The organism is Acetoanaerobium sticklandii (genome assembly GCF_000196455.1).
Classification (GTDB): domain Bacteria; phylum Bacillota; class Clostridia; order Peptostreptococcales; family Filifactoraceae; genus Acetoanaerobium; species Acetoanaerobium sticklandii.
This window is the reverse complement of sequence record NC_014614.1, coordinates 1433433-1458890: the sequence shown is the minus strand read 5'-3', so window position 1 is coordinate 1458890 and position 25458 is coordinate 1433433. Positions and strand designations below refer to the sequence as shown.

Annotated in this window: 25 protein-coding genes and 1 other RNA gene; 19 read left to right on the top strand and 7 right to left on the bottom strand. The window is 32.1% G+C overall.

Annotated features, from left to right (window positions below):
• Positions 1-45 precede the first annotated feature (45 nt).
• Positions 46-501, bottom strand: a complete 456-nt coding sequence (locus CLOST_RS06650) for a threonine/serine exporter family protein (RefSeq protein WP_013361511.1) — start codon at positions 499-501, stop codon at positions 46-48.
• Positions 501-1280: a threonine/serine exporter family protein gene (locus tag CLOST_RS06645; protein WP_013361510.1), complete on the bottom strand. Its 780-nt coding sequence runs from the start codon at positions 1278-1280 to the stop codon at positions 501-503. The genes CLOST_RS06650 and CLOST_RS06645 overlap by 1 nt, the downstream gene beginning before the upstream one ends.
• Positions 1281-1427: 147 nt before the next feature.
• Here CLOST_RS06645 and CLOST_RS06640 point away from each other — a divergent pair, with 147 nt between their 5' ends.
• The 11 genes from CLOST_RS06640 (at position 1428) to CLOST_RS06590 (ending at position 13766) form a co-directional block, all read left to right on the top strand.
• Entirely contained in the window at positions 1428-2669 is a 1242-nt protein-coding gene (locus tag CLOST_RS06640) for a serine hydroxymethyltransferase (protein WP_013361509.1), read from the top strand.
• Between the two features lie 63 nt (positions 2670-2732).
• A complete protein-coding gene (locus tag CLOST_RS06635) occupies positions 2733-4124 on the top strand; it encodes a sigma-54 interaction domain-containing protein (RefSeq protein WP_013361508.1) in 1392 nt (463 codons plus the stop codon).
• Between the two features lie 271 nt (positions 4125-4395).
• Positions 4396-5457 (top strand): 2,4-diaminopentanoate dehydrogenase, encoded by a 1062-nt coding sequence (ord, locus tag CLOST_RS06630; RefSeq protein WP_013361507.1) that lies wholly within the window; start codon positions 4396-4398, stop codon positions 5455-5457.
• A gap of 30 nt (positions 5458-5487) precedes the next feature.
• A complete protein-coding gene (ortA, locus tag CLOST_RS06625; RefSeq protein WP_013361506.1) occupies positions 5488-5793 on the top strand; it encodes a 2-amino-4-oxopentanoate thiolase subunit alpha in 306 nt (101 codons plus the stop codon).
• Positions 5786-7195 (top strand): 2-amino-4-oxopentanoate thiolase subunit OrtB, encoded by a 1410-nt coding sequence (ortB, locus tag CLOST_RS06620; protein ID WP_013361505.1) that lies wholly within the window; start codon positions 5786-5788, stop codon positions 7193-7195. Before ortA ends, ortB begins: the two co-directional genes overlap by 8 nt.
• 31 nt (positions 7196-7226) lie before the next feature.
• Entirely contained in the window at positions 7227-7592 is a 366-nt protein-coding gene (locus CLOST_RS06615; RefSeq protein WP_013361504.1) for an ornithine aminomutase subunit alpha, read from the top strand.
• Entirely contained in the window at positions 7592-9814 is a 2223-nt protein-coding gene (oraE, locus tag CLOST_RS06610) for a D-ornithine 4,5-aminomutase subunit OraE (RefSeq protein ID WP_013361503.1), read from the top strand. The genes CLOST_RS06615 and oraE overlap by 1 nt, the downstream gene beginning before the upstream one ends.
• Positions 9814-11211: a GlmL-related ornithine degradation protein gene (locus tag CLOST_RS06605; protein WP_013361502.1), complete on the top strand. Its 1398-nt coding sequence runs from the start codon at positions 9814-9816 to the stop codon at positions 11209-11211. Before oraE ends, CLOST_RS06605 begins: the two co-directional genes overlap by 1 nt.
• Positions 11201-12262, top strand: a complete 1062-nt coding sequence (gene orr / locus CLOST_RS06600) for an ornithine racemase Orr (protein WP_013361501.1) — start codon at positions 11201-11203, stop codon at positions 12260-12262. Before CLOST_RS06605 ends, orr begins: the two co-directional genes overlap by 11 nt.
• Before the next feature lie 594 nt (positions 12263-12856).
• Complete coding sequence (locus CLOST_RS06595) at positions 12857-13186, top strand: LysO family transporter (protein WP_013361499.1); 330 nt, start codon at positions 12857-12859, stop codon at positions 13184-13186.
• Positions 13167-13766, top strand: a complete 600-nt coding sequence (locus CLOST_RS06590) for a LysO family transporter (RefSeq protein ID WP_013361498.1) — start codon at positions 13167-13169, stop codon at positions 13764-13766. Before CLOST_RS06595 ends, CLOST_RS06590 begins: the two co-directional genes overlap by 20 nt.
• Positions 13767-13835: 69 nt before the next feature.
• Here CLOST_RS06590 and hutI read toward each other — a convergent pair whose 3' ends face one another.
• The 3 genes from hutI to ftcD are packed head-to-tail and all read right to left on the bottom strand — an operon-like array spanning position 13836 to position 16666.
• Entirely contained in the window at positions 13836-15101 is a 1266-nt protein-coding gene (gene hutI / locus CLOST_RS06585) for an imidazolonepropionase (RefSeq protein WP_013361497.1), read from the bottom strand.
• A gap of 14 nt (positions 15102-15115) precedes the next feature.
• A complete protein-coding gene (locus tag CLOST_RS06580) occupies positions 15116-15760 on the bottom strand; it encodes a cyclodeaminase/cyclohydrolase family protein (RefSeq protein ID WP_013361496.1) in 645 nt (214 codons plus the stop codon).
• Between the two features lie 9 nt (positions 15761-15769).
• Positions 15770-16666: a glutamate formimidoyltransferase gene (gene ftcD / locus CLOST_RS06575; RefSeq protein ID WP_013361495.1), complete on the bottom strand. Its 897-nt coding sequence runs from the start codon at positions 16664-16666 to the stop codon at positions 15770-15772.
• A 208-nt stretch (positions 16667-16874) separates the two neighbouring features.
• Here ftcD and rnpB point away from each other — a divergent pair.
• An RNA gene (rnpB, locus tag CLOST_RS13700) (RNase P RNA component class A) lies at positions 16875-17210 on the top strand.
• A 340-nt stretch (positions 17211-17550) separates the two neighbouring features.
• On the opposite strand, the gene CLOST_RS06570 is transcribed toward rnpB, so the two are convergent.
• On the bottom strand, positions 17551-17904 hold the full coding sequence (locus tag CLOST_RS06570; RefSeq protein ID WP_013361493.1) for a hypothetical protein: 354 nt from the start codon (positions 17902-17904) through the stop codon (positions 17551-17553).
• A gap of 164 nt (positions 17905-18068) precedes the next feature.
• On the opposite strand from CLOST_RS06570, the gene CLOST_RS06565 reads away from it, so the two are divergent.
• The 7 genes from CLOST_RS06565 to CLOST_RS06535 all read left to right on the top strand — a co-directional run bounded on the left by CLOST_RS06565 (position 18069) and on the right by CLOST_RS06535 (position 24650).
• Positions 18069-18494, top strand: coding sequence for a hypothetical protein (locus tag CLOST_RS06565; protein WP_013361492.1), 426 nt, complete (start codon positions 18069-18071; stop codon positions 18492-18494).
• A 257-nt stretch (positions 18495-18751) separates the two neighbouring features.
• Entirely contained in the window at positions 18752-19666 is a 915-nt protein-coding gene (locus tag CLOST_RS06560) for a helix-turn-helix transcriptional regulator (protein ID WP_013361491.1), read from the top strand.
• A 30-nt stretch (positions 19667-19696) separates the two neighbouring features.
• Positions 19697-21157, top strand: a complete 1461-nt coding sequence (locus tag CLOST_RS06555; RefSeq protein ID WP_013361490.1) for a hypothetical protein — start codon at positions 19697-19699, stop codon at positions 21155-21157.
• 46 nt (positions 21158-21203) lie between these two features.
• A complete protein-coding gene (locus tag CLOST_RS06550) occupies positions 21204-22028 on the top strand; it encodes a hypothetical protein (RefSeq protein WP_162091640.1) in 825 nt (274 codons plus the stop codon).
• 72 nt (positions 22029-22100) lie between these two features.
• Positions 22101-23129 carry a ferredoxin gene (locus CLOST_RS06545; protein ID WP_013361488.1) on the top strand — a complete coding sequence of 343 codons (1029 nt, stop codon included), beginning with the start codon at positions 22101-22103 and terminating at the stop codon, positions 23127-23129.
• A gap of 323 nt (positions 23130-23452) precedes the next feature.
• Positions 23453-23911 carry a hypothetical protein gene (locus CLOST_RS06540; RefSeq protein WP_013361487.1) on the top strand — a complete coding sequence of 153 codons (459 nt, stop codon included), beginning with the start codon at positions 23453-23455 and terminating at the stop codon, positions 23909-23911.
• A 76-nt stretch (positions 23912-23987) separates the two neighbouring features.
• Complete coding sequence (locus CLOST_RS06535) at positions 23988-24650, top strand: hypothetical protein (RefSeq protein ID WP_157858288.1); 663 nt, start codon at positions 23988-23990, stop codon at positions 24648-24650.
• Between the two features lie 531 nt (positions 24651-25181).
• Here the strand turns inward: CLOST_RS06535 and CLOST_RS06530 are convergent.
• Positions 25182-25430: a type II toxin-antitoxin system Phd/YefM family antitoxin gene (locus CLOST_RS06530; RefSeq protein WP_013361485.1), complete on the bottom strand. Its 249-nt coding sequence runs from the start codon at positions 25428-25430 to the stop codon at positions 25182-25184.
• Positions 25431-25458: the final 28 nt, after the last annotated feature.

Sequence of the window (25458 nt, the reverse complement as noted above, 5' to 3'; positions counted from 1 at the left end):
TAATATGTTCTAATATAATCATAAAAAAATTTAGGTTTAAATTAACTAAATTCTTGGCAAGGTCATTGGCTTTTTTGTATTTTTTCTTTTCAAGATTTTTGCTATTGAAGAAACTAGAATTACTCCTATTGCTATAGCTCCTGAATTGAAAATAGTATTTAGACCTAGAGACAATCCTTGCTCTAAATTATTTTGAAGCAAATTGAGCATTGTACTATATATACCGTATCCTGGAACCAATGGTATTATTCCAGGTATGACAAATGCAGTAACAGGGTTTTTATTTATTCGAGCAAATAGCTCTCCTAACGCAGCAACAGAAATTGCAGCAATTAAGTTTGCGGGAGCTGGTGAAATTAATGATTGAAGAGCCGTATAAACAGTCCAACCAGTACCGCCACAAAGACCACCGTAAATAAGGGATTTCTTTGGAGTATTAAAAACAACAGCAAAACCAACTGTAGCAAAAAAAGAATATATAAAATGTAGTATTAGTGACATTAGATTACACCCCCAAGCATTATCAGCAGTTTAAGAGCGCTACCTATTCCTACAGCAATAGCAATGGCTGTAAGCAATGCTTCAGATACTCTAGATACACCAGAAATAAGATCACCAGATATGAAATCACGTATACCATTGGTTAAGGCAACGCCTGGAAGAAGAGGCATTATAGAGCCAACTATAACCATGTCAAGACTGTGACCAAACCCTATCTTTCTAACTACTATTGCAAGAATTCCTATAATGAAGCTAGCAGCAGCGTTTGCTAAAAATGATGTTTCTGAAAGTCGCTCTAATTTTTCAAAGCTAATCATGGCAATCATAGATATGAAAAATGCTACTATAAAATCGCTGATTTTACCGCCAAAAATAAGCGCGAACATTCCCGAAGCTAGACCTGCCCAAATCATTTTAGTAAGAGTTTTATATGAGGGAGCTTTGTCTATTTTTTTTAATTCCTTAATGCCTTCCCATATATCTAAATCATCTAATATAAATTCTCTTGAAAAGTCATTTATCATAGCCACTTTATTCAAATCAGTATTTCTAAATTTAATTCTTTTAATAAAGCTGTATCCATCAAATCTATCATCAGATACGATAATTACGGTAGGCGTAACAAAAGCACTTATATGCTTAAGTTTTTTTGATTTACAGATTCTTGTAATCGTATCTTCCACTCTATAGGTTTCAGCTCCATTTTTAAGCATGATTTCGCCAGCATATAATGCTAATCTTAAAATTTGTTTTTTTTGCATGTCATTTAGTTGAGTCATAACTCCACCACCTTATTTATTGTCCGTATAAAAATTATACAACGAAAACTACTATAAAAAATAAATATTTTTATATATTTCCATTTTTTTATGGTATTATATTGTTGAACAAGTCAAAAAATTTAAAATATTCCAAGAGGTGATAACATGAATTTTGAAAATTTAAAGAAGTTTGATCCAGAAGTCTATGAAACTTTAAAAACGGAATTAGAAAGACAAAGAACTAATATTGAATTGATTGCTTCGGAAAATATCGTGAGTGAAGCAGTTATGGAAGCTATGGGAAGCTATTTTACTAATAAATATGCAGAAGGCTATCCTGGAAAAAGATACTATGGTGGTTGCGAGCACGTAGATGTAATGGAAAATTATGCAATAGATAGATTGAAAGAATTATTTGGAGCAGAGCATGCTAATGTTCAGCCTCACTCTGGTTCACAAGCAAACATGGGTGTGTATTTTGCATTCTTAAAGCCAGGAGATAAGGTTATGGGTATGAATCTATCTCAGGGAGGTCATTTAACTCATGGATCTCCAGTTAATATATCTGGACAGTATTTTGATTTTACTGAGTACGGTGTAGCCAAAGAAGATGGCATGATTGATTTTGATGAAGTGAGAAGATTAGCACATGAAATTAAGCCTAAAATGATTGTTGCTGGGGCGAGTGCGTACCCAAGAGAAATTGATTTTAAAAAATTCAAAGAAATTTCAGATGAAGTGGGAGCATATCTAATGGTAGACATGGCTCATATTGCTGGTCTTGTTGCTGCAGGTATTCATAATAATCCTTGCGAGGTTGCAGATTTTGTAACTAGTACTACACATAAAACTTTGAGAGGTCCACGTGGTGGAGTAATTTTGTGTAAGAAAGAATATGCTACTAAGATTGATAAAGCTATTTTCCCTGGAATTCAAGGTGGTCCTCTAGAGCATGTAATTGCAGCTAAAGCAGTTTGCTTTAAAGAGGCACTTAGCCCAGAGTTTAAGGAATATCAAAAGAAAGTAGTTAAAAATGCAAAAGCTCTTTCAGATGCATTAATTAAAAGAGGATTTGATATAGTTAGTGGTGGAACTGATAATCATATAGTACTTCTTGATTTAAGAAGTAAAAATGTTACTGGTAAAGATGCTGAAAAATTATTAGATGAAGCACATATAACTGTAAATAAAAATTCTATTCCGTTCGACCCAGCTAATTTCTTAATAACTAGTGGTGTAAGACTTGGAACACCAGCTGTTACTACAAGAGGTATGAATGAAGAGGATATGGAAACTATTGCAGAAATAATTGAAGTAGTATTAGGTCAAAAGGATATCGAAAAAGCAAAACAAATGTCTAGAGCTCTGACTGATAAGTATCCTTTATACAAAGATGCAGTATTATAAAAAATTTATGTTAAAATAGGGTTAGAATTATTCTAACCTTATTTTTTTTGGAGGATATTAATTATGAAGAGCAAATTCCAGCAGATAGTTATGCAAAAAATTTTGCATCACATACAAGAAGGGGTACATGTAATAGATAAAGAGGGAAATACAGTAGTTTATAATGAAGCAATGGCTAGGCTTGAAGATATGAAAGAAGTAGATGTAATTAAAAAACCGTTGCTTGAAGTGTTTAAAGGAATGAAAATTAATGAAAGTACATTGCTTACTGCTCTGAACAATAAAGTTGACATTATAAATAAAAAGCAAACTTATTTAAATAAGGATGGTAAAGAAATTACTACAATTAATACAACTATGCCACTTCTTAATAATAAAGAGGTTGTAGGAGCGATTGAAATTGCTAAAAATATAACTGAAATTCAGGAAATGTCAGAAACTATACTTGAGCTTCAAAAAGAAATTAATACTCCAAACAGACGAATAAAGAAAATAAAAAAATATACATTTGAAAATATTTATGGCAAAGATTTAGAGTTTTCAGCCTCATTATCAATTGCTAGAAAGGCAGCAAAAACTACTGCATCTGTATTTATTTATGGAGAAACAGGAACTGGAAAAGAGCTAATTGCTCAAAGTATTCATTATGAGGGACCAAGAAAGGCTATGCCATTTTTGGCACAAAACTGCGCAGCTCTTCCTGAGTCTCTACTAGAAGGAATTCTTTTTGGAACCTCTAAGGGCGGATTTACTGGCGCAATAGATAGGCCAGGATTATTTGAACAAGCAAATGGAGGGACTTTGCTATTAGATGAAATCAATTCCATGCCATATGAGCTTCAAGCTAAATTACTTAGAGTGCTACAAGAAGGATACATAAGACGTGTAGGTGGAATGAAAGATATTCCTATCGATGTGAGAATAATTGCTACCACAAACGAACAGCCATCATTACTTGTAGATAAAGGAATACTCAGAAAAGATTTATATTATAGATTGAATATTATCCCCATTAATGTGCCACCACTAAGAGCTAGAAAAGTGGATATTGTTCCACTTAGTGAGAGATTTATAAAAAAATACAATGAAATATATGAGAAAGAAGTATGGCTTATATCTGATAAGGCAAAGGAAAAATTAATCAACTATTCATGGCCTGGCAATGTAAGGGAATTAGAAAATACCATAATGGCAGCACTATCTATGATTGATGATGAACATGTTATAAACGAAAACAATATTTTGCTACCTGAAACTGACAATAGTTTTGTAGGAGCTACTGCAAAACAAATTGATATATCTAAGAAAAATTTAAATCAAATTCTAGAGGAAATAGAAATGAGCTTAATAATGGATTCATTAAAGAGAAATTCTTTAAATATAAGCAAAGCTGCTAATGAACTAGGGATAAAACGACAAACCTTACAGCATAAAATTAAAAAATATAAAATTTAGCAAAATAATTTGCACCAAAGTGCAAATTATTTTGCTTTTTTCATATAAATACAATAATTTTATTCAAAATTTTCGGATTTTTTAAATAATAAATAAATGTCTTATTATAAGAATAGTCTTGAAAATGGCTTAATAACCACCTAAGACGTTATTAATTTTAAATAAAATTAGCAAAATTATAAATAATAAAATATTGGCATTGATATTGCTATTAACAAAAGATGTGTGTTAAATATGATTATTTACTTATATAAGGAGGAGGAAATTAATAATGGAAAAAGTTAAAGTAATAATAATGGGTCTAGGAGCTATGGGCGGAGGAATGGCCGATATGCTATTAAAGAAACAAGGAGTAGAAATCGTTGGGGTTGTAGGTAGAGGTAAAATGCTAGGAACTAGCATGTATGATCATATTTCAACTCCAAGAGGAGATAGAGAAGATGTAATTGTTGGAGCTATGGAAGATGTTATAACAGAAAAAGCTGCGGATGTAGTTTTACTTTGCACAGATTCATTTACAAGAAAAGCATTTGATAAAATAAAATTTATAGTAGAAAAGAAAATTAATGTTATTTCATCTGCAGAAGAAATGGCATATCCTATGGCACAAGAGCCAGAGCTAGCAAAAGAAATAGACAGATTAGCAAAAGAAAATGGAGTATCTGTTCTTGGAACAGGAATTAATCCTGGTCTTATTATGGATTTACTAGTGATACTTATGACTGGATGCTGTGAAGAAGTTCATTCAATTTTATCAAGAAGAGTAAACAGCCTTTCTCCATTTGGACCTGCTGTAATGGAAGAGCAAGGAATAGGAATTACAGTTGAAGAGTTTAACAAAGGAGTACAAGAAGGAACTCTAGCAGGTCACGTTGGTTTCCATGAGTCTATTGGAATGATTGCAGATGCAATTGGATGGAAGCTCAGCGCGCCAATTACTCAAAGTATGGAGCCAATTGTAACTGATGTAGATAGAAAATCACCATATGGATTTGCTAAAGCTGGCAATGTTGCTGGATGCGCAATGAAAGGATTTGGATACGTTGATGGTGAGCTTAAGATTGAAATGGATCATCCACAACAAATCGAGCCAGAGCAAGTTGGAGTTCAAACAGGCGATTATGTAATTATAAACGGTGTACCAAATATAAACATGGTTAACTCACCAGAGGTTCCAGGAGGAATTGGAACTATAGCAATGTGCGTTAATATGATTCCTCAAATTATAAATGCAAGACCAGGTCTTCATACTATGATAGATTTACCAGTACCAAGAGCAATCATGGGAGACTTTAGAGATTTAATATCTGAAGAAGCTAAAATCGTAAAATAAAAATATATAAAAAAATAGGAAGTGACTAAAATGGCAAAAAAAGGTGATTGGGTACTAATCCATAAGATAGTTCTTTCTCCTGAAGAAAGAGCGCCACAAGTTCCTGATGATACTAAAAAAGTACCTCTTGAGATGTGGATTAAAGGCTATCTTAATGAGGATGCTCAAATCGGAGATCAAGTATCAATTACTACAAGAACTAAAAGAGTAGAAGAAGGAAAGCTTTTAGAAGTGAATCCATATTATACTCATGATTTCGGAAAATTCGTTCCTGAGCTTTTAAAAATTTCTGAGCAGGTTAGAGAAATTACTTTTGGAGGTGAAGGAAATGAGTAAGGACATGTCATACAGTGGCGTTATGTCAAGAAGAAATGAGATAATGAAAAATGCTATTGGCATAGATTATACTACTTTTGAAAGTGGCTCTTTATCTTTCGACTATGAAAAAATGATGAGAGAAACTGGATACACCTTAGAAGAAATGCAAAAAATCCAATACTCTACAGGAGTAGGAAGAACTCCAGTTTTAGAGCTTAGAAATATAACAGCATTAGCAAGAAAATATGCAGCGCCAGGAAAAGGAGCTAGAATATTTATAAAAGATGAAGCTGGAAATCCATCTGGAAGTTTTAAAGCTAGAAGAGCTGCTAATGCTGTATATCATGCAAAAAAATTAGGATATAAAGGTGTTATAGCTGCCACAAGCGGAAACTATGGTGCGGCAGTTGCTTCACAAGCAGCAATGGCAGGATTAAAGTGTATTATTGTACAAGAATGCTATGACTCAAAAGGAGTAGGCCAGCCTGAGATAATCGAAAAAGCAAGAAAATGTGAAGCACTTGGTGCAGAGGTAGTTCAGCTATCAGTTGGTCCAGAGCTTTTTTATAAATTCTTATCGCTTTTAGAAGAAACAGGATATTTCAACGCTTCATTGTATACTCCATTTGGAATAGCTGGAGTAGAGACTTTAGGATATGAGCTTGCAGTTGAATTTAGAGAGGCTTATGGCAAGGATCCAGATGTAGTTGTTTGTTCAAATGCGGGTGGAGGAAATCTTACAGGTACAGCTAGAGGTCTTATTAAAGCTGGAGCACAGTCAGAAGTCGTGGCTGCAAGTGTAAATCTCCAAGGGCTTCATATGGCGTCAGATACTCAATTTAATAAGAAATCCTTTACTACTAGCCATACTGGATTTGGTATGCCTTTTGCAACATGGCCTGATAGATCAGATGTTCCAAGATCAGCGGCGAGACCACTTCGCTACATGGATAGATATGTTACGGTTAATCAAGGTGAAGTTTTTTATATCACAGAGACACTTGCTAGTTTAGAAGGACTTGAAAAAGGACCTGCAGGGAATACTGCATTAGCAGCAGCTTTTTCTTTAGCGCAAGAAATGGATAAGGACCAGATAATTGTAGTACAAGAAACTGAATACACTGGTGCTGGTAAGCATATTCAGCCTCAACTAGCTTTTGCTAGAGATAATGGAATAGATATTAAATTCGGTAACCCAAAAGAAGAAGTTGCTGGAATAAACATTATACTTCCAGAAAATCCTGGCATGATAAAAGCAGTTGACCATGAAATGAATAAACTTAGAAAATCACTGATAAAAAATGCATTAGCTAATTATCCTGATGCAAAATTAGATGATTCTGACATTGATTTCCTAGTTAAGGAAACTAAATCAGATACAGAATTTGTTAAAGCTACTATTAAAGAAATAAAGGGTTAATAAAATAGTTTTTATTTTAGGGAGGATTAGAATGAAAAGAGCAGACGATTTTCAACAAAGAAGAGCTCATTTAGCTAACTTAAGCGACGAAGAGCTTCAAACAAGATTTTGGGAAATGGCAGAAAAAATAGTTGATCCATTACTGGATTTAGGGAAAAAGAATACAACTCCTTCAATTGAAAGATCTGTACTTCTTCGTATGGGATTCTCATCTTTAGAAGCTAAAGCAATAGTAGATAAAACTATGGATAGAGGGCTTATGGGAAAAGGTGCTGGTCATATAGTTTACAAAATAGCGAAAGAAAAAAATATCTCTGTTAGAGAAGCTGGACTTGCATTAAGTGAAGGCAAGTACTGGGATGATGCTATTCAAATTTTCAAAGGAGGAGTAAAATAATGGAAAAAGATCTACAGTTAAGAGTTAATGAAAAACTTGACGTTGAAAATATATTAAAAGACCTTGATAAATATACTCCAAAAAGAAGAGGTTGGACATGGAGACAGCCAGCTGAAAATCTTCAAATGGGACCTTTTATTTATAAAGATGCTTCTACTCCTTTAGAAAATAGTGTTGCACTACCATCAGCAAAATATTTTGGTGATATCGATCCACAACCACTTCCAGTAATCACAACAGAGATTGCTTCAGGAAGATTTGAAGATGATATTAGGCGTATGAGAATGGCTGCTTGGCATGGAGCTGACCATATAATGGTTATCCGTACAGCTGGACAATCTCACTACGATGGTTTAATTGAAGGAACTCCTCAAGGGATTGGTGGAGTACCTATAACTAGAAAGCAAGTTAGAGCTCAGCGTAAAGCCCTTGATTTAATTGAAGAAGAAGTAGGAAGACCAATTAACTATCATTCATATGTTTCTGGAGTTGCAGGTCCAGATATAGCAGTTATGTTTGCTGAAGAAGGAGTTAATGGAGCTCACCAAGATCCACAATACAACGTACTATACAGAAATATTAATATGATTCGTTCTTTTATAGATGCTTGCGAATCAAAAACTATCATGGCATGGGCTGATATGGCTCAGATAGATGGAGCGCATAATGCAAACGCTACAGCTAGAGAAGCTTGGAAAGTAATGCCTGAACTTATGGTTCAGCATGCGTTAAACTCAATATTCTCGCTTAAAGTTGGAATGAAAAAATCAAATATCTGCTTATCTACAGTTCCTCCTACTGCTCCACCAGCACCGTCTATGTATTTAGATTTACCATATGCAGTGGCACTTAGAGAGATGTTTGAAGGATATAGAATGAGAGCACAGATGAATACAAAGTATATGGAAGCATCTACTAGAGAAGCTACTGTAACTCATGTTCTAAATCTTCTTATATCTAAACTTACAAGAGCAGATATTCAATCTACAATTACTCCTGACGAGGGAAGAAACGTTCCTTGGCATATATACAATATAGAAGCTTGCGATACAGCAAAACAAGCTCTAATTGGGATGGATGGATTAATGGATATGGTTCAGCTTAAAAGAGAAGGCGTTCTTGGCGACACAGTAAGAGAGCTTAAAGAAAGAGCTGTTCTATTTATGGAAGAAATAATTGAAGCTGGCGGATATTTCAATGCTGTTGAGCAAGGATTCTTTGTTGACTCAGGGTACTATCCAGAAAGAAATGGAGATGGAATCGCAAGACAAATAAATGGAGGAATTGGTGCAGGAACTGTATTTGAGAGAGATGAAGACTATATGGCTCCAGTTACAGCTCACTTTGGATACAACAATGTTAAGCAATACGACGAGGCATTAGTATCTGAACCTTCAAAGTTAATCGATGGTTGTACTTTAGAAGTACCAGAAAAAATTGTATATATCGATGAGCTAGATGAAAATGATAACGTTAACGTTAGAATGGAAGAAACTAAAGAGTTTAGACATTCCTCAATGATTAAACCTGAAGTTGAGTGGCAAGCAGACGGTACAGTTCTTTTAACTATGTTCCTTCCAACTAGTAAAAGAGTAGCAGAATTTGCCGCTATTGAATTTGCTAAAAAGATGAACTTAGAAGAAGTCGAAGTTATTAACAGAGAAGTAATGCAAGAAGCTGAAGGAACTAGAATAGAGTTAAAAGGAAGAGTTCCATTTAGCATAGATATCAACAGCCTTGTTATTCCTCCAGAGCCAGAAATACTTTCTGAAGATGAAATAAGAGAAGATATCGAAAAAACTCCACTTAAAATAGTTGCGGCAACTGTAGGAGAAGATGAGCATTCAGTTGGTCTAAGAGAAGTAATAGATATTAAACATGGCGGTATTGAAAAATATGGTGTTGAAGTTCATTATCTAGGAACATCTGTACCTGTTGAGAAGCTAGTAGATGCTGCTATAGAATTAAAAGCAGATGCTATATTGGCTTCAACTATTATCAGTCATGATGATATCCATTATAAAAATATGAAGCGCATTCATGAGCTAGCTGTAGAAAAAGGTATCCGTGATAAGATTATGATCGGATGCGGAGGAACTCAGGTTACTCCAGAGGTTGCAGTTAAGCAAGGTGTGGATGCGGGATTTGGTAGAGGTTCAAAAGGTATTCATGTTGCAACTTTCCTTGTTAAGAAAAGAAGAGAGATGAGAGAAGGGAAATAATGAAAATCGATGTTTTAGTTGCTGAAATAGGTTCAACAACGACAGTCGTAAATGCCTTCAATAATATAAATAGTCCTGACCCAGTTTTTCTGGGTCAAGGACAAGCACCTACTTCAGTTTTAGAAGGTGATGTTAGAATTGGCTTAAATAGTGCTATTGATGATTTGGCGGGGAGTTTAAATGCTCAGTCAATTGAATATACAGAAATGATTGCTACCTCTAGTGCGGCTGGAGGACTTAAAATGACAGTTCATGGACTTGTATATGACATGACTGCAAGGGCAGCTAAAGAAGCTGCGCTTGGAGCCGGGGCAATTATTCATCAAGTTACTGCTGGTAAACTAAGACGTACAGATTTGAAAAAAATCGAAGAAATTCATCCAAATATAATTTTGCTAGCAGGTGGAGTGGATTATGGAGAGAGAGATACAGCTATTTATAATGCAGAATTATTAGCAGGCCTTAATTTGCCTATTCCACTTATTTATGCAGGAAATGTTGAAAATCAAGAAGAAATCAAATTAATATTTGAAGGTACAAATTACAAACTTTATATTGTGGATAATGTATATCCTAAAATAGACGAGCTTAATGTTGAACCTACAAGAAAAGTTATTCAAGATGCATTTGAAGAGCATATCATTCATGCACCAGGTATGGAACACGTTAGAGACCTAGTTAATGGTCCAATTATTCCAACACCTGGAGCAGTAATGGAAAGCTCAAAATTATTGTATGAAAAAATTGGCGATGTAATGGTTCTAGATGTAGGAGGAGCTACTACAGATTTGCATTCTGTAACTAAGGGTTCGGAAGAGGTAGAAAGAATACTTGTGAGTCCAGAACCTCTTGCAAAGAGAACAGTTGAAGGCGATTTAGGAGTATTTGTAAATATGCCTAATATTGTTAAACAAATTGGCAAAGAAATACTTGAAAAAGAACTTAGTTTAAACATTGACAATATAATGCAAACCTATAAGGCTATACCTAAGAACCCTGATGAAGTGAAATTTGTCGAAAGATTGACAAAAGAAGCTGTTTTAAGAGCGGTGGAAAGACATGCTGGCAAAATCAGAAATGTTTATGGCCCTTCGGGTAGATCATCTCTGGCAGAAGGTAAAGATTTATCGGAAGTTAGGTATATTGTAGGAACAGGTGGAGCATTAACTAGACTTCCTAATAGAGTATCAATAATTGAGTCAATCGCTAAAAATAATCACACAGGTCTTTTACTATTTCCTACTGCTGAAGCAGAAATATTAATTGACAATCATTATATAATGGCATCTTTAGGGGTTCTTTCTAAGGTGCACAAGGATGCTGCATTTAAGCTTATGTGTGATAGCTTAGAAATTGACGAAAAATACTTTTTAAAAGGAGAAGAAGATGTATCCTAAAATTACAATAGATATTAATAAGCTAAGAGATAATGCTACCTTCATTAAAAATCTTTGCGAAAAAGGTGGATGCAAAACAGCTTTAGTAGTAAAGTCTATGTGTGCAAATCATGACATAGTTAAAGAGCTAGATTCGGTAGAAGTTGACTATTTCGCGGATTCGAGAATCCAAAATTTAAAGAAACTTAAAGATTTAAAAACAAAAAAAATGCTACTTCGCATTCCTATGCTTTGTGAGGTTGAAGATGTAGTTAAGTATGCTGACATAAGTATGAATTCTGAATTAGATACCTTAAAGGCTTTGAATAAAGCTGCTAAGACTCTTAATAAAGTACACTCAGTTATTATTATGGTAGATTTAGGAGACTTAAGAGAAGGTTATTTTGAAGCTGAAGATTTGAAAGAAAACATTAAAGAAATTATAAAGCTAGAGAATATAGAAATAAAAGGAATAGGAGTTAATCTCACTTGTTATGGCGCCGTTATTCCTAAAAATGATAATCTATCTAGATTATGTGATATTGCAGATGAACTAAGAACAGAATTTAATCTAGAGCTTCCAATTGTTTCCGGTGGAAATTCTAGCTCTATTTATCTTATTGATAAAGGCGAGCTTCCTGAAGGAATTACAAATCTCCGCGTGGGAGAGTCTATGCTTCTAGGTAGAGAAACCGCTTACGGCGAAGACATTATCGGTATGAATAACGATGTCTTTGAACTTAAGTGCCAGATTGTAGAGCTTAAAGAAAAACCATCACTTCCAATTGGAGAAATTGGTGTTGATGCTTTTGGAAATAAACCATATTACGAAGATAAAGGAATTAGAAAAAGAGCTATATTAGCCATTGGACAACAAGATACAGACATTTCTTCGCTTATGCCAATAGATGATAAGCTTGAAATTCTAGGAGCTAGCTCTGATCATTTAATAGTTGATGTTTCTGACAGCAACACTTCATATAAGGTCGGAGATATAATAACTTTTAGAATGGGTTATGGAGCTCTTTTAAAAGGATTCACAAGCGAATATATTGAAAAAGAACTTCTTTAAGATAAAAAAATTACAAATAAAAAGACAAGAGCGATTCTTGTCTTTTTATTTTGAAAATATAATGAAATATTAGTTACATCCACTACAGCTTGAGCAACCACTTTGCTCGCCAGTATTTGAAGGCTGAACAAAGATACCAGTATTTCCATTTTCATTGAAATATTCTATTTCAAATGTTCCAAATTGATCGTTTAAAGACTTTTCAACTAAAAAATTAAAATCTTCTACATTAGTTACTAAATCTTCATCTTTTTGCTCATCCAGAGCAAGGTTAAATGATGGGCCGCCTCATCCCATTCCAGATAGAAATACTCTTATAGAGTTGCTTTCTAATTTTTTTGATTGAAGTATATTTCTCAGCTCAGTTAGAGCTTCGGTACTAATACTGATTGCTTTCATAAAAGACCTCCTAATCGATAGATAAGATTAATTAAAATCATAAAATAATTTTATAGCAAAATGAATAAAAAGTAAATAGTTAATATTACTAAATATTAAAATATATAGATATAACGATATAAATTAAATTAATGGGGTTGGGTTATAGCAATAAATTTGATATGATAAAGATATAAACTACAAGGAGGAGATACGATGGTTTTTAGAATTTTATTGTATGTTTCTTTAATGTTTGTGGGCGTACTAGTTGGTAGGAGTGGAAAGTTAAGCTCTAAAATCCTGAATAAATTAGATTTAATACAACTCATTTGTCTTTTATTCTTATTATTTGCTATGGGTATCAGCATGGGAACCAATGAAAAAGTAATGAGTTCATTTTCTACTATTGGACTTAAATCAGCTGCATTTGCTGTATTCTCTATAATTTTTAGCGTTTTCTTTGTACTAATTTTCAACAAATTGCTTACATTAACGTTTTCTAGCAAAAAGGAAGTTCAGAAAGCAGGTGAAGGCTTTGACATTTAAAATAATAATTGCAGTAGTTTTAGGGATTTTTACAGGTAAATTTTTTGCAGGTGATTCTGTAGGACTTATAACAAATTTTATGGATATAGGATTATGTGCTTTATTATTCTTCGTAGGGATAGATATTGGAAAAAATAAAGATGTAATTTCACAAATAAAAGAAATCGGTATAAAAGCTATATCTACTCCAATACTTGTTGCATTTGGCAGTATTATTGGAGCGGTAGTATGTGGACTAATTTTTGGATACAATGTCAATGAATCAGCGGCAATAGGAGCTGGTTTTGGTTGGTATTCTTTATCTGCTATTATAATAGCTCCATATTCATCTGAGCTTAGTGCTTTATCATTTATGACAAATGTCAGTAGAGAGATTTTGGCAATTATGAGTATTCCACTTGTTGCTAAATACATAGGATTTAATGAGGCAGTAGCTCCAGCTGGTGCAACTGCCATGGATACGACTTTGCCAATTATATCCAAAGCTACTGATGGGAAAACTGCAATTATTGCTTTTGTAACAGGGTTAATACTTTCGATACTAGTTCCTATTCTTGTTCCGATTTTTATTGGGCTTTAATATATTGATTAAAATAGAAAAGGATAATTTCTATTATGATTAATTAATCTATAGAAATTATCCTTTAATTTATATTACTCTTCTATCCTGTACAACAAGATTTCCATTTTTATATACTTCCTTAACATGGTTAACACCAAAGTGATATAGTATATAGTCTATATTTGGAGCATCGAAGACTACGATGTCAGCGTTTTTACCAACTTCGAAGCTTCCAGTTTCATGTCCTCTTCCTAAGCTATGAGCACCATTAATTGTTACTGCATTAAATACTTCAATTGGACTCATTTTCATAGCAAGGCTACCTAACTGCATTATAAGCTGGATGTTTTCTGTTGGACAGCTTCCAGGATTGTAATCAGTTGAAAGAGCAACAGCCAAATTATTTTCAATCATTTTTCTAGCATCGGCATACGATGTTTTCATTAAACTGAAAGTAGTTCCTGGAAGAAGGTTAGCAATTACATTATTTTTTGCCATTAAAGAAATGCCTTCATCAGAAGCTGCCATAAGATGCTCAGCACTGTGTGCTCCCATTTCAGCAGCAAGTTCTGCTCCACCAAGCGACACTATTTCATCTGCGTGGATTTTTATTTTTAGATTATTTTCTTTAGCGCACTTTAGTATTGTTCTAGTCTGTTCTACACTAAACACTCCGTGCTCACAAAATACATCACAGAATTCTGCTAGTGAATGTTTTGATACTTCAGGAATCATAAATTCTGTAAGTTCTTTTATGAACTCTTCTGGATTTTCTTTGAGCTGAGTAGGAATAGCATGTGCTCCCATAAAAGTTGAAACCACTTCTACTGGATGATCTTCATTTAATTTTTTTGCGACTTTAAGTTGTTTTTCTTCAGTTTCCCATTCTAAACCATACCCACTTTTTGCTTCTACTGTAGTAGTACCATGAATAAGCATTGTATCTAAGCTTTTTTTAGCTTTAGTATACAATTCATCAAAGGTAGAAGTTTTTGTAGCATTTACTGTACTTAGTATTCCGCCACCTGCAGCTAGGATATCGAGATAACTTACACCGTTAAGCTTCATACTAAATTCATTTTCTCTACTTCCGCCGTGAACTAAATGTGTATGAGAATCTATTAATCCAGGAGTAACAGTAAGTCCTGATAAATCTCTTTTTTGGGTTTCATTAGAAATTAGAGATTCTGGAACCTCACCTTCACCTATAGCTTGAATTTTTCCAGCTTTTATAGCGATATACGCATTATGCATTATTTTAGCTGTGTTCATAGCCTGTCCTCTTAGAGGCTCATTATTATCAATAGGGCAGAACAATTCTCCTATATTATATAAAATTAAATCAGCAGACATTATATTCACCTCGATTATATTTTAAGTCTATCGTGAATTGATACCAATACTTCGTTTTTAAGATTTGTAACCTCCGACAATAATTGATTGCACTCTAGCTCTAATTTTTTCGCTCTTTCAATATCCATTACAGAGCCTAGATTAATTTTTACATTTAAAATTGCACCCTCGGCTCCAGTAGCACACATTAAATACCCTACACCTACATCAGTCAAAGCATTTTCGTTGCCATATTTATATATAGGATACATTTTTTTCATTGCTTCTAAAGAGAGTACTGCAACCCTATGAGGAACATCTATTGATTGCCATGTTGCATTATCGATAGCATCTTTTCTAAGAGCTTTTTCTTCATCAGTCTCTTTTGGCATTTTCATTGCTTTTACAACTTCATTAAAGGCTTCAGTATCTTTATCTACCAGTGATAGCATCTCATCTTTAATTTCTTTAAGAGCTTCAAAGCTGGTTTTTACCTCTAATTTTATGTTTTCTTCATTAAGCTCATATTTCTTTTTGCCAAAGCTTAAGTTAGCCATCATTCTCGATAAGCATATTCCGACTAGTGAACTATATGCTGAACATGAACCACCACCAGGGGCTGGAGATAATGATTCGACTTCATCTGCAAAATCTTTAAGATTCATATCTATAAGCTTCATTTATTCCACCTACTCCCATATTCTTGTTTCTAAAACTTGATCCATAGAGAAGTTGTCTAACTTAAGATGATAAATAGCTGTATCTATAAGTGCTTTCATTGGAACTAAACCAACTATCTCAGAGTCAGTAACGCTAACGCCGTAACGATGAGCTTCTCTTTCTACCATGTCAAAAACTCTAAAAATAGTAGTGTAATCAGGATTAACTAAGTTCATTGATACTTGAGCTTTTCCTGTTTCTTCAATTAGAAGACCCATTGCTTTACAAAATACAAATCCACCTTTAGCGCTTCTTATTACATTGGCAATATTCTTTGCTATTTTTACGTCATCTGTAGATAAGTTAATATTATATGCAATTAGTGGAGGCCTAGCTCCAACTGCAACCATTCCAGCTTTTGGATTGAATTCATTAGGTCCATAGTCTGGAATCCACATATCCTCCTTAATTTTTTCAGCCATAACCTCGTACTGACCTCTTCTTATATCGGCTAAATTTTGTCTATGTGGAGCTGAAGCAGAGTTTTCGTATAAAGTAACATGCATGTTGCATTCATTTGCTATACTTTCAGCTAATTTTTTTGATAACTCTATAGTCTCTTCTATAGTAATGTCTTTGATAGGGATTAGCGGCATTACATCAACCGCGCCCATTCTTGGATGGCCACCGGTATGTGTTGACATATCAATTAATTCTGTTGCAGCTTTTGCTAGCTTTAAAGCAGCTTCTGCTACAGCATTAGGCTCTCCTAAAAATGTTATAACAGAACGATTGTGATCTTTATCAGAAGAGTAGTCTAAAAGCTTAACGTCTTTTGTTGTTCTGATAGCATCTACAATTTTTTCAACTTTTTCTAAATCTCTTCCTTCGCTTATATTAGGTACACATTCTAAAATTGCTGGCATATTATCACCTCATAAATTTTTATTATCTGCATATTTAAATTAACATAAAACCCAAAAAATATAAAGTATAAATAGCAGATTAGGAAAGAAATATTTTATTATTATAAATTTTCTGCAAGATAAATGTCATAATATTTTATATATTACAATAATTGCATAATCGTATAAAGTATTTGTTTATTAACCAATATAATGATATAATCTCAAGAGAGTAGACTGAGCAGTCGCGTGATTCACTTCACGAGGAAAGTCCGAGCTCCATAGGGTAAGGATGCCAGGTAATGCCTGGTGGAGGCAACTCCAAGGATAGTGCAACAGAGATAAACCGCCATTATGGTAAGGGTGGAAAGGTGGGGTAAGAGCCCACCAGCAGTTAGGTAACTAACTGGCTATGTAAACCCCATCCGGAGCAAGACCAAGCAGGGGCCGATATAAAGATAACCCGTCTTTGTCCCGTAGGTAGGTCGCTAGAGGCTACTGGCGACAGTAGTCGTAGATAGATGACTGTTCAAGACAGAACTCGGCTTATAGGCCTGCTCATTTTAAGAATTACACAAGGAATATGATTATTGCTTGTATAGGGGCCTGAGGTTATGTATCAACTAGAACTTAGTTTGTACATACTTACAGGTCCATTTTTCTTATCATTTGAGCATTGATAAGTAAAAGTCTATACGGGGCATTTTTTAGAATTAGCCTGCAACTTTTACTATTTGATACTCTTAGCATTTCACTAAATTGAATAGATTTTCAGATGGGAAAAAGAATAAAATAAACTATATCTAGGTTATATACCCAAAGCAAAAAAGATGTAACATAAAAGTTACATCTTTTTTTATGAAATATTATACCATAGATTGTATCAATTAAAAGATTTTATGATTCTAATTAGATTCCTTTGAATTTAATATTATAAATTCAAACAACTTTTTTTCTTCCTGTAAAAATTCTTTTACAGTCATATTCCTTATATTGCAATAATGCTGTGCTAAAATTTCTGAAAAACTAATCTTAAAAGCCTTTTTAATTTCTTCCTTATTATTTCTACCTTCAAACTCTTTTCTAAAATCACAAACATATGGATTAATCAAATCCTCTTCACTTAAATCTCTTTGGCAAAGATAATTATAAAAAAAATTCTCAAGCCCTTTCTTATCTTCGATTAAAAGAGCTCCTTTAAAATATACACTTGAATAATCAATTCCTCTTTCCTCAAATTTAGAAAAATCATTTGCCATAATAAACTCCTCCATTTATATATACCACGCAAATGAAATTTCTTTTTTGTTACAAGATTATTACAATTTCATTACGGAGTTGTTTTTAGTTATTTTATTTTTAAAATGGATATTGAATTTATATATTATTTGGGAAAGTTTTTTATTTAAGGAGGTGTACTATAATGAGGGCTTATTTAAAATCTATACATCATATAAAAATCAAATATTTTATTAAACTATCAGAAAAAGCACAGTATTTGAGTTTTGAAGAAGATTCTAAAGCCTCAAAAGCTCTAGTTGATTCTATTATTCAAATTTTAGAAATCTATTCAAAACTAAGAAAAGTTATTAAAACAAGAAATGTGTTGCACATAGATAAGATAACTGAGGAAGAAATTATAGTCTTCGAATTTGATGCAGCTAATAATATAGAAACTCTTTGCTTAATACATGAGGATAGTTTGGGATATAAGTATATAAATGTTCCTGAAGCTTTTTTGAATAAAAGGGAAACTTGTTTTGAAACTGAAAATTTAGGTTCATCATTTATCCCTGAACTTGAAGTTACTAATATTTTCTATGATGCGGATGGGTTTATAATAGGTTAAGATGTGACAAATTTCGACAAATTTTTTAAAAATAAAGGAAAATATAAATAAAATTTTAATTTAAGTTATCCTTTTTTATGAGTCTTGAAAAGTATATAATATAGGTATATGTAATCATGAGTAAAAATAATTTATATTTCCATATTAAGACAAATTATGTCCATCTAATTTAATAAACTATTGTCATAGAAAAAAATAGAAATATGGCAGTTAGATTAATTAAATTAATATTATTAAAATAGAGTTGGGGGGGAGAAATGAGGGACTATAAAGAGAACAAAGGATTTAGGTTACTTGATATATATGAAAGGTTTAATAAAGGGGAAATTTTGAACAAATCAGACCTATGTAATCATTACAAGGTTAGTGAAAAGACTATTCAAAGGGATATTGAAGATCTCAGAGTATATCTTCAGGAAATTCACTATAAGCTTGATGAATCTTCAATAATTTATGATAAAGATAAAAGAGGATATAGACTAATAAAATATCAAAGAAATTGGATCACAAATGAAGAAATAATGGCACTTTGCAAAATACTATTAGAAAGTAGAGCATTTTGCAAGGAAGAATTAGATTCACTAATAGAGAAATTGCTTGAACAAAGTTATCCAGAAAATAGGAATGTAATTGAAAATATAATAGGAAATGAAAAACTAAACTATGTCCCATTAAAACATGGACAAAAGTTACTATCAAAAATATGGGAACTATCTGAAATAATTACAAATAAAGAAAGAATAGTAATTCATTATATAAGGCAAGATAAGAAGGAAACTATAAGGGATATAAAACCAGTATCCATAATGTTTTCAGAATTTTATTTCTATTTAATTGCATATATCACAGAATCAAATAAAGATATTCCAATAGTATATAGAATAGATAGGATACAAAAAATCGAAAAAACAAATGAAAAATTTATCATCCCATACGCAAATAAATTCCAAGAAGGGGAATTTAGAAAAAGAGTACAGTTCATGTATGCAGGGGAGCTAAAGAGAGTAAAATTTGAATTCACTGGCCCATCTCTAGAAGCTATACTTGATAGACTTCCAACAGCTGAAGTAGTAAGTAAAGAAGGAGATAAATATATAATCACAGCAGAGTCATATGGCAATGGAATAGATATGTGGCTTGGGAGTCAAGGGGAGAAGGTGAAAGTGCTTTAAGGAGAATCATTTTAACTTAGGAGGGTTTTTATGAGTGATAATAAAGAAATAAAAAACACTATAGAAATTATGAAAAATAAATCTATTATCAACCAAGAGTCTAATGAAAATTTAGGATTAACTAAAGAATACAATAAAATAAATAGAGATAAGCTATGGGATTGCAATAAAGCAAAAAAAAATTATAAAGAAAGTACTTTTGAAAATAGGAACACATATTTGGATCCTATTAGCAATAAAGTTCTTCATAAAAATCAAAAATCAGCTCAGAACAAGTACCACATGAAAAATAAATCAGGTGAAAATATTTCTACAAAATGGTCAAGTTATTCTGCTGAGGTTGATCACATAACATCTCTTAAAGAAGGTCATAGTTATGTTAAGAACAATCCTTTTTTATCAGACTCTGACTTTAAAGAAATTATGAATTCAAAAAATAATTTCAGAATTTTATCAAAGAGAGACAATGTGATTAAGGGCGAAAAGAGTGATTGGCATATAATAATGGATAAAAAGAATAATGTACCTATAAAAGCAAGAGTCTATATAGCAAAACAAAAAATAGGTTCTGACATAACGCTAAAGAAAAAATTTACAATAAGAACTGCTAAGAATATGGGGACTGAATTTTATTCTGGGGCAAAAGAAGCCTTAATTATGTCAGCTATCCCTCTAACCGCAGAAGCTGTTAGAAACCTTTCGAAAGTAGCTATGGGCAAAAAAAGCTTTGATGAAGCGGCAAAAGATATGGGAAAGACAATAATAGATGTATCTATGACAGGAGGAATGACTAAATTAGCAGCAGACTATATAAATAACAAATTAAAGGATAGTAAAAATGAAACTCTTGCAAACCTTGCAAAAAACAATAAATTATCACAGGTTTTTGTAATTGCATCTATAGCAAAAGAATCAGCTATGAAGTATATAAATGGTGAGATAGATGAGATTGAATTTATAAATGAAGTAGGAGAAAAAGGATTAACTATCATGTCAGGGATGATAGGAGGGGCATTCGGAAGAGAGGTTGGAATGTTATTAGGGGGAGCGATTGGTACAGCAATTAATCCAGGTACTGGAACTTTTGCAGGAATGGCTTTGGGGAGAGCAGTGGGAGAGTTTATTGGTGCTATAGTTGCTTCAGCAGCTTGTAGTGCAGTAATTTCTGGCATTAAAGCTGCTAAGTATTTAAACAATTATAAATTAAAAGAAAATCAACTAAATTTCTTGGAAAATCAAGCAATAAAAGAAATAGAAAAACAAAGAGAAACATTTAAAAATCTAGTTCAAGATGAATATAATTATTGGGACAAAGAAATTAGTGAAGGGTTTAATATGATGTTAGGATTTGCTTGTGAAGAAGCTTTTAATTTAGAAGGAGTAACAAACGGTTTAGATAAGATACTTCAAATATTTGGAAAAAGTGTTGCTTTCAAAACAATTGATGAATATGAAAATCAATTGGACAAACCGTTAAAGTTAAGTTTTTAAATCTTATATAAAAATATTACGAAAGGAGATATCTAGACAATGGTTAATGTTTAGATATAGAATTATGATTATTGGATCTTTAGCAGCTGGAGCAGTAATTAAAACATTCTACAATGTAGATAAATGCATTAAATTGGATGAAAAAGCTTTAAAAAAATATGCAAGTGCTTTTGAAATAAGCAAGGAAGCAGAGTTGGCAGTAATTAAAAAAGCTGAATTTACAGACAAAAGACTTATGAATGTTGCAAAAAAGAAAAGAGCCATAATTGAAGTTAGTATTCCTAAATTTATACAAGTCTATGAGAACATTCAAAAAATAGAAGTAGAAAATAAAGTCTTGATAAATGAACTAGAAATTCTTAAGGATTTCGACAAAGTATACAAGTTAGAGGTTTTTTCGCTATCCACAAAAAAAAGCTTTACAGACAAGGAATTAATTTGTGGTTTAGCAATGAAAGGATTGAGTAAAATGTGGGTAATGGATTCAGAAAGAAACTTATCAGCGGCAAATAATCAATTGAGCACTGCAAATGTACTTCAAGCTCAAGCTGAATCTATAGTTTCTATGTATGATGCTATAATAGCCCGTGCAGATAGATTATCAAATCTACTCATGGCGTTAAATGCATTATTTATAAAATCTATCCATGAAACAGATTGTACAATAAGAAAAAATGGTTTAGATATCAAAATCTATACTGATTATGAAAAAGGCGTATTGATGACATGTGTAAATATTGCAAAAGGACTATCAGAAATAATTGATGTAGCTGTTGTTGACGAAAATGGAAAGATTTTCCAATCGGGTTTAGATCTCATAATTAAAGGAGAAAAGCATTTAAATAGCATGAGAACAATATTAAATTCTTGAAAATCTGTTTAATGATATCAGTATGAAACAAGTAGTTATAAAAAACAAATATATTTATAGAGGAGAATTTTCATGATAAAGATTATTGTTAAGGATAATTGTAATGGTTGTGGATTATGTATAATGAATTGTAATTATTTGGAAGAAAATGCTGAAGGGAATGCCCAAGCTGTATCTGGTAAAATTATAAAGAATTCAGATATTGATAATTTGAAAAAAGTTATTTCTGAATGTCCAAATAAATCATTAGAATTAATTGACAAACAATTTACAAATAAAAAAGGTTATGACGGACTGAGTGATTTATTAGAAGTTTTAAAAAGAAAGTGCGATAATTTTAATGTTAATAAAGTTACTAATTTAGATGTTAAGCTTAATGTCAACAACTATGATATTAATACTCCTTTTTCTCCTAAAGAATATAGTTATTACACATCTGAAAGCTCTGCAAAATCAACAGCTAGAGATGAGTTTGACCGTCTTTGTTACTCACAATCAGCTTATAGACCAATATTGAAGAAACTATTTGTAGAATACAAAATAAATGTGCTTAAACCATTTTACTCATTTCCTGATGATTCAGAAAGTATATATTTCAAATATGTTGAAGAAATAAAGGACTTATTATCAGATATATATTCAGAGATTCAAGAGCAATTAGAACTTGGTAAAAATATACCTGAGGACTGGAAAAACTTCAATGTCAATTTTACTGATAATGATTTTTTTATAGAAAGACTTAAGGGGTTTGAGAATCGTAGTACAAGTTCTGGAATTATTGATGATTTTAAAAGCAGAGGAAAATACACTAGCTTAGGATGGTATATTGATAGGTTAGACATAGACTACCATGAAAATTATGCGGGAGAAGGACTTTTTGGAAGAACAAAATATAAAAAAGAGTGGTATTTCAGAGGATTTGAAAAAATTGCAAAAGAATATATAGATGACCTAAAAAATGCAATAAATTCTATGTCAAGAGATATAGAGGATGATGCAATTGATACAATAAATTATGGATTAGGCACATTTGAACAGAGGATAAAAGACGAATTGAAAATTAAGATATCCGAATTAGAAAATTATTACAAGAAGAGATAAAAGACAAATTGAATGCAAGTATTGCTTTACTTGGATTTAAGTCAGAAAATAGAGTGAAATACCAAAGGGGTTTTAATATTCCAATAAATTATGAAAAATAGAAAACTTGTAAATACTACTCCCACTGAATATCGAATTAATTGGAAAAGGGTTAACTGAGATATATGAATGGAAGAATTGTTATAATTTTAGGAATATTTGAATTGTTTGAGCGTGCATAAATCAAGATAATTATAAATATAGATAATTTGAGTACCCAGTATATTAGTGATCTAGAAACTAAGACAAGTTTACTTTATATTTAATTAAAAGGGGGTAATTTAATGACAAAGAATGAATACAGACAATTTATTACGGAAATAGAATTTGTTGGAAAAGATAAAAAATTTTCTGGAATTATAGATAAAATAGGCAAATCGATGAGTTTCAAATCTGCAAATAAAATTTTGGGAGATAAAAAAAAGGCATATGACTTTATGATTATTAATCTCTTTAGCAAATACAGGATTGATAAACCAGATTTATGTGATGATTTAGATAAAATATGGAAACAAGTTTATTGTGAAGACAATAAAAAAAATAGTAAAAAAAATAGTGGATTAAAAACTGGAATGAGATTAGCTACCTTATTGGGGCCAGCTGGAATGGCTTTTGGAGCTGTGACTGGACTAGCAATTAGTTCAACGGAGATAGCTAAAATGCAGATAGCTATGGATAATTATATTAAGAAAACTAGTGAATTTTGCAATGAATGTGGGAAGGATTATATCGATGAATATTAATGAAGAATTTAATACCTTATCTTCCAATTATATAAGAGAATTCGCTTATAAAAATGGCAATGAGATATATACATTTATGAATAAGAATAAAATAGGATACAGTTCTTATGGAAGGCTTATGGATAGTGCTGCAAAAGGGAAAGGGGTGATTGCCCACAGATTATATGGACACCATTTAGTATATGACTTTCCAATAAACAATTTAAATGAAGTAGCTCCGTTTCTTGAACACTTATTATCGGATTTATTTACAAAGCAAGGACTTCCTATTATTCCAGGAGAGATTCTAGAAAATTTAGGATTGCTTAAGTGTTGTGACAGTATAAAAAGAAGTTGGAATTTTGTCAATGGATTTGATATTTTAGCTGGTACAATAGCAATTTTTCAAGGTATAGATGATTTTAAGAGAATGTTTAAAGAAGGACATTCAATTGATAGTATCGAAGGTGTTGCAAAAACAATTGGAATTGGAGCTGTAGAACTTGCAATAGCGATGTCTACAGCTAATCCGTTTTTGTTTATTGGAGGCTTATTAAGCTTAACATCAGGATTAAAGGGCATGATGAACGATGGATCTGTAGTCTACTTTACCAACATTAATAAATGCTTATCTATCGAGTTTTCTGTAAATACATTGAACTTGGAGGAATATAAAAAAAGATATTCAATCGAAAATTCTCTAAAAAATTTATCTATAGAATCAAGCATAGCAAAAAATACATTTTCATATAAGTTTTAACTAAATCTCATATCGATTTTTGACCATATATAATTGTTTTGCCTGTTTTAATGAGTTTAGTTCACCAATATTTAAATAAAGCTTTAGTTATTGAAATAAAATCTACAATAAATTATAACCACCGTAAAAGGGTTAATTTGCTTTAACTCTACTAAAAAGATATGATGTCTATCATATCTTTTTACAATGAATTTTAGATAGGTGAAAATGATTGAAAAAATTAAAAAAAAAGAGCCTTAGAAGTCATTCTAAATGCTCTCTTTTTTGAGAAAAACTTACTGCTTTTTATTTTACACTTCTTCAGTAACTTCCAATTATAGGATAGTCTTTTTTTATGGAAAATAAGTAAATGTAGATGTTATAAAATTATAGAAAATCCTTATTCTTTAATATTCTTTTTTAGCAGTTTTGAAATTTCATTTATCAGCCTCTAAAGTGTTATTAATATTAGTATATAAATTAAGAATAAAAGCCATGTAGACTCTAAGGTTGATACAATATTTTACACTACTCAACTAACTGATGCATAAATTATTTTTCAAGCTCCTTGTATGCGTCAAGATTCTTAAATAGCATCTTTTTGCTTACTTCTTCCCATGTCTTTTCTTCTTGATTATTTTTTTCCATTTTAGAAAACTCTTCAAAATCTATAATGAGATACTTTGGTTTGTTTTGCTTCAAAACAACAACTATTTTTTCTTCATCAACAATTTTAGCAACTTTTGAGAAATTTTGATTGGCCTCAGTTATACTAACTTGGATTTTTGGATTATTTAACATATTTATGACCTCCTATATAATATATTAT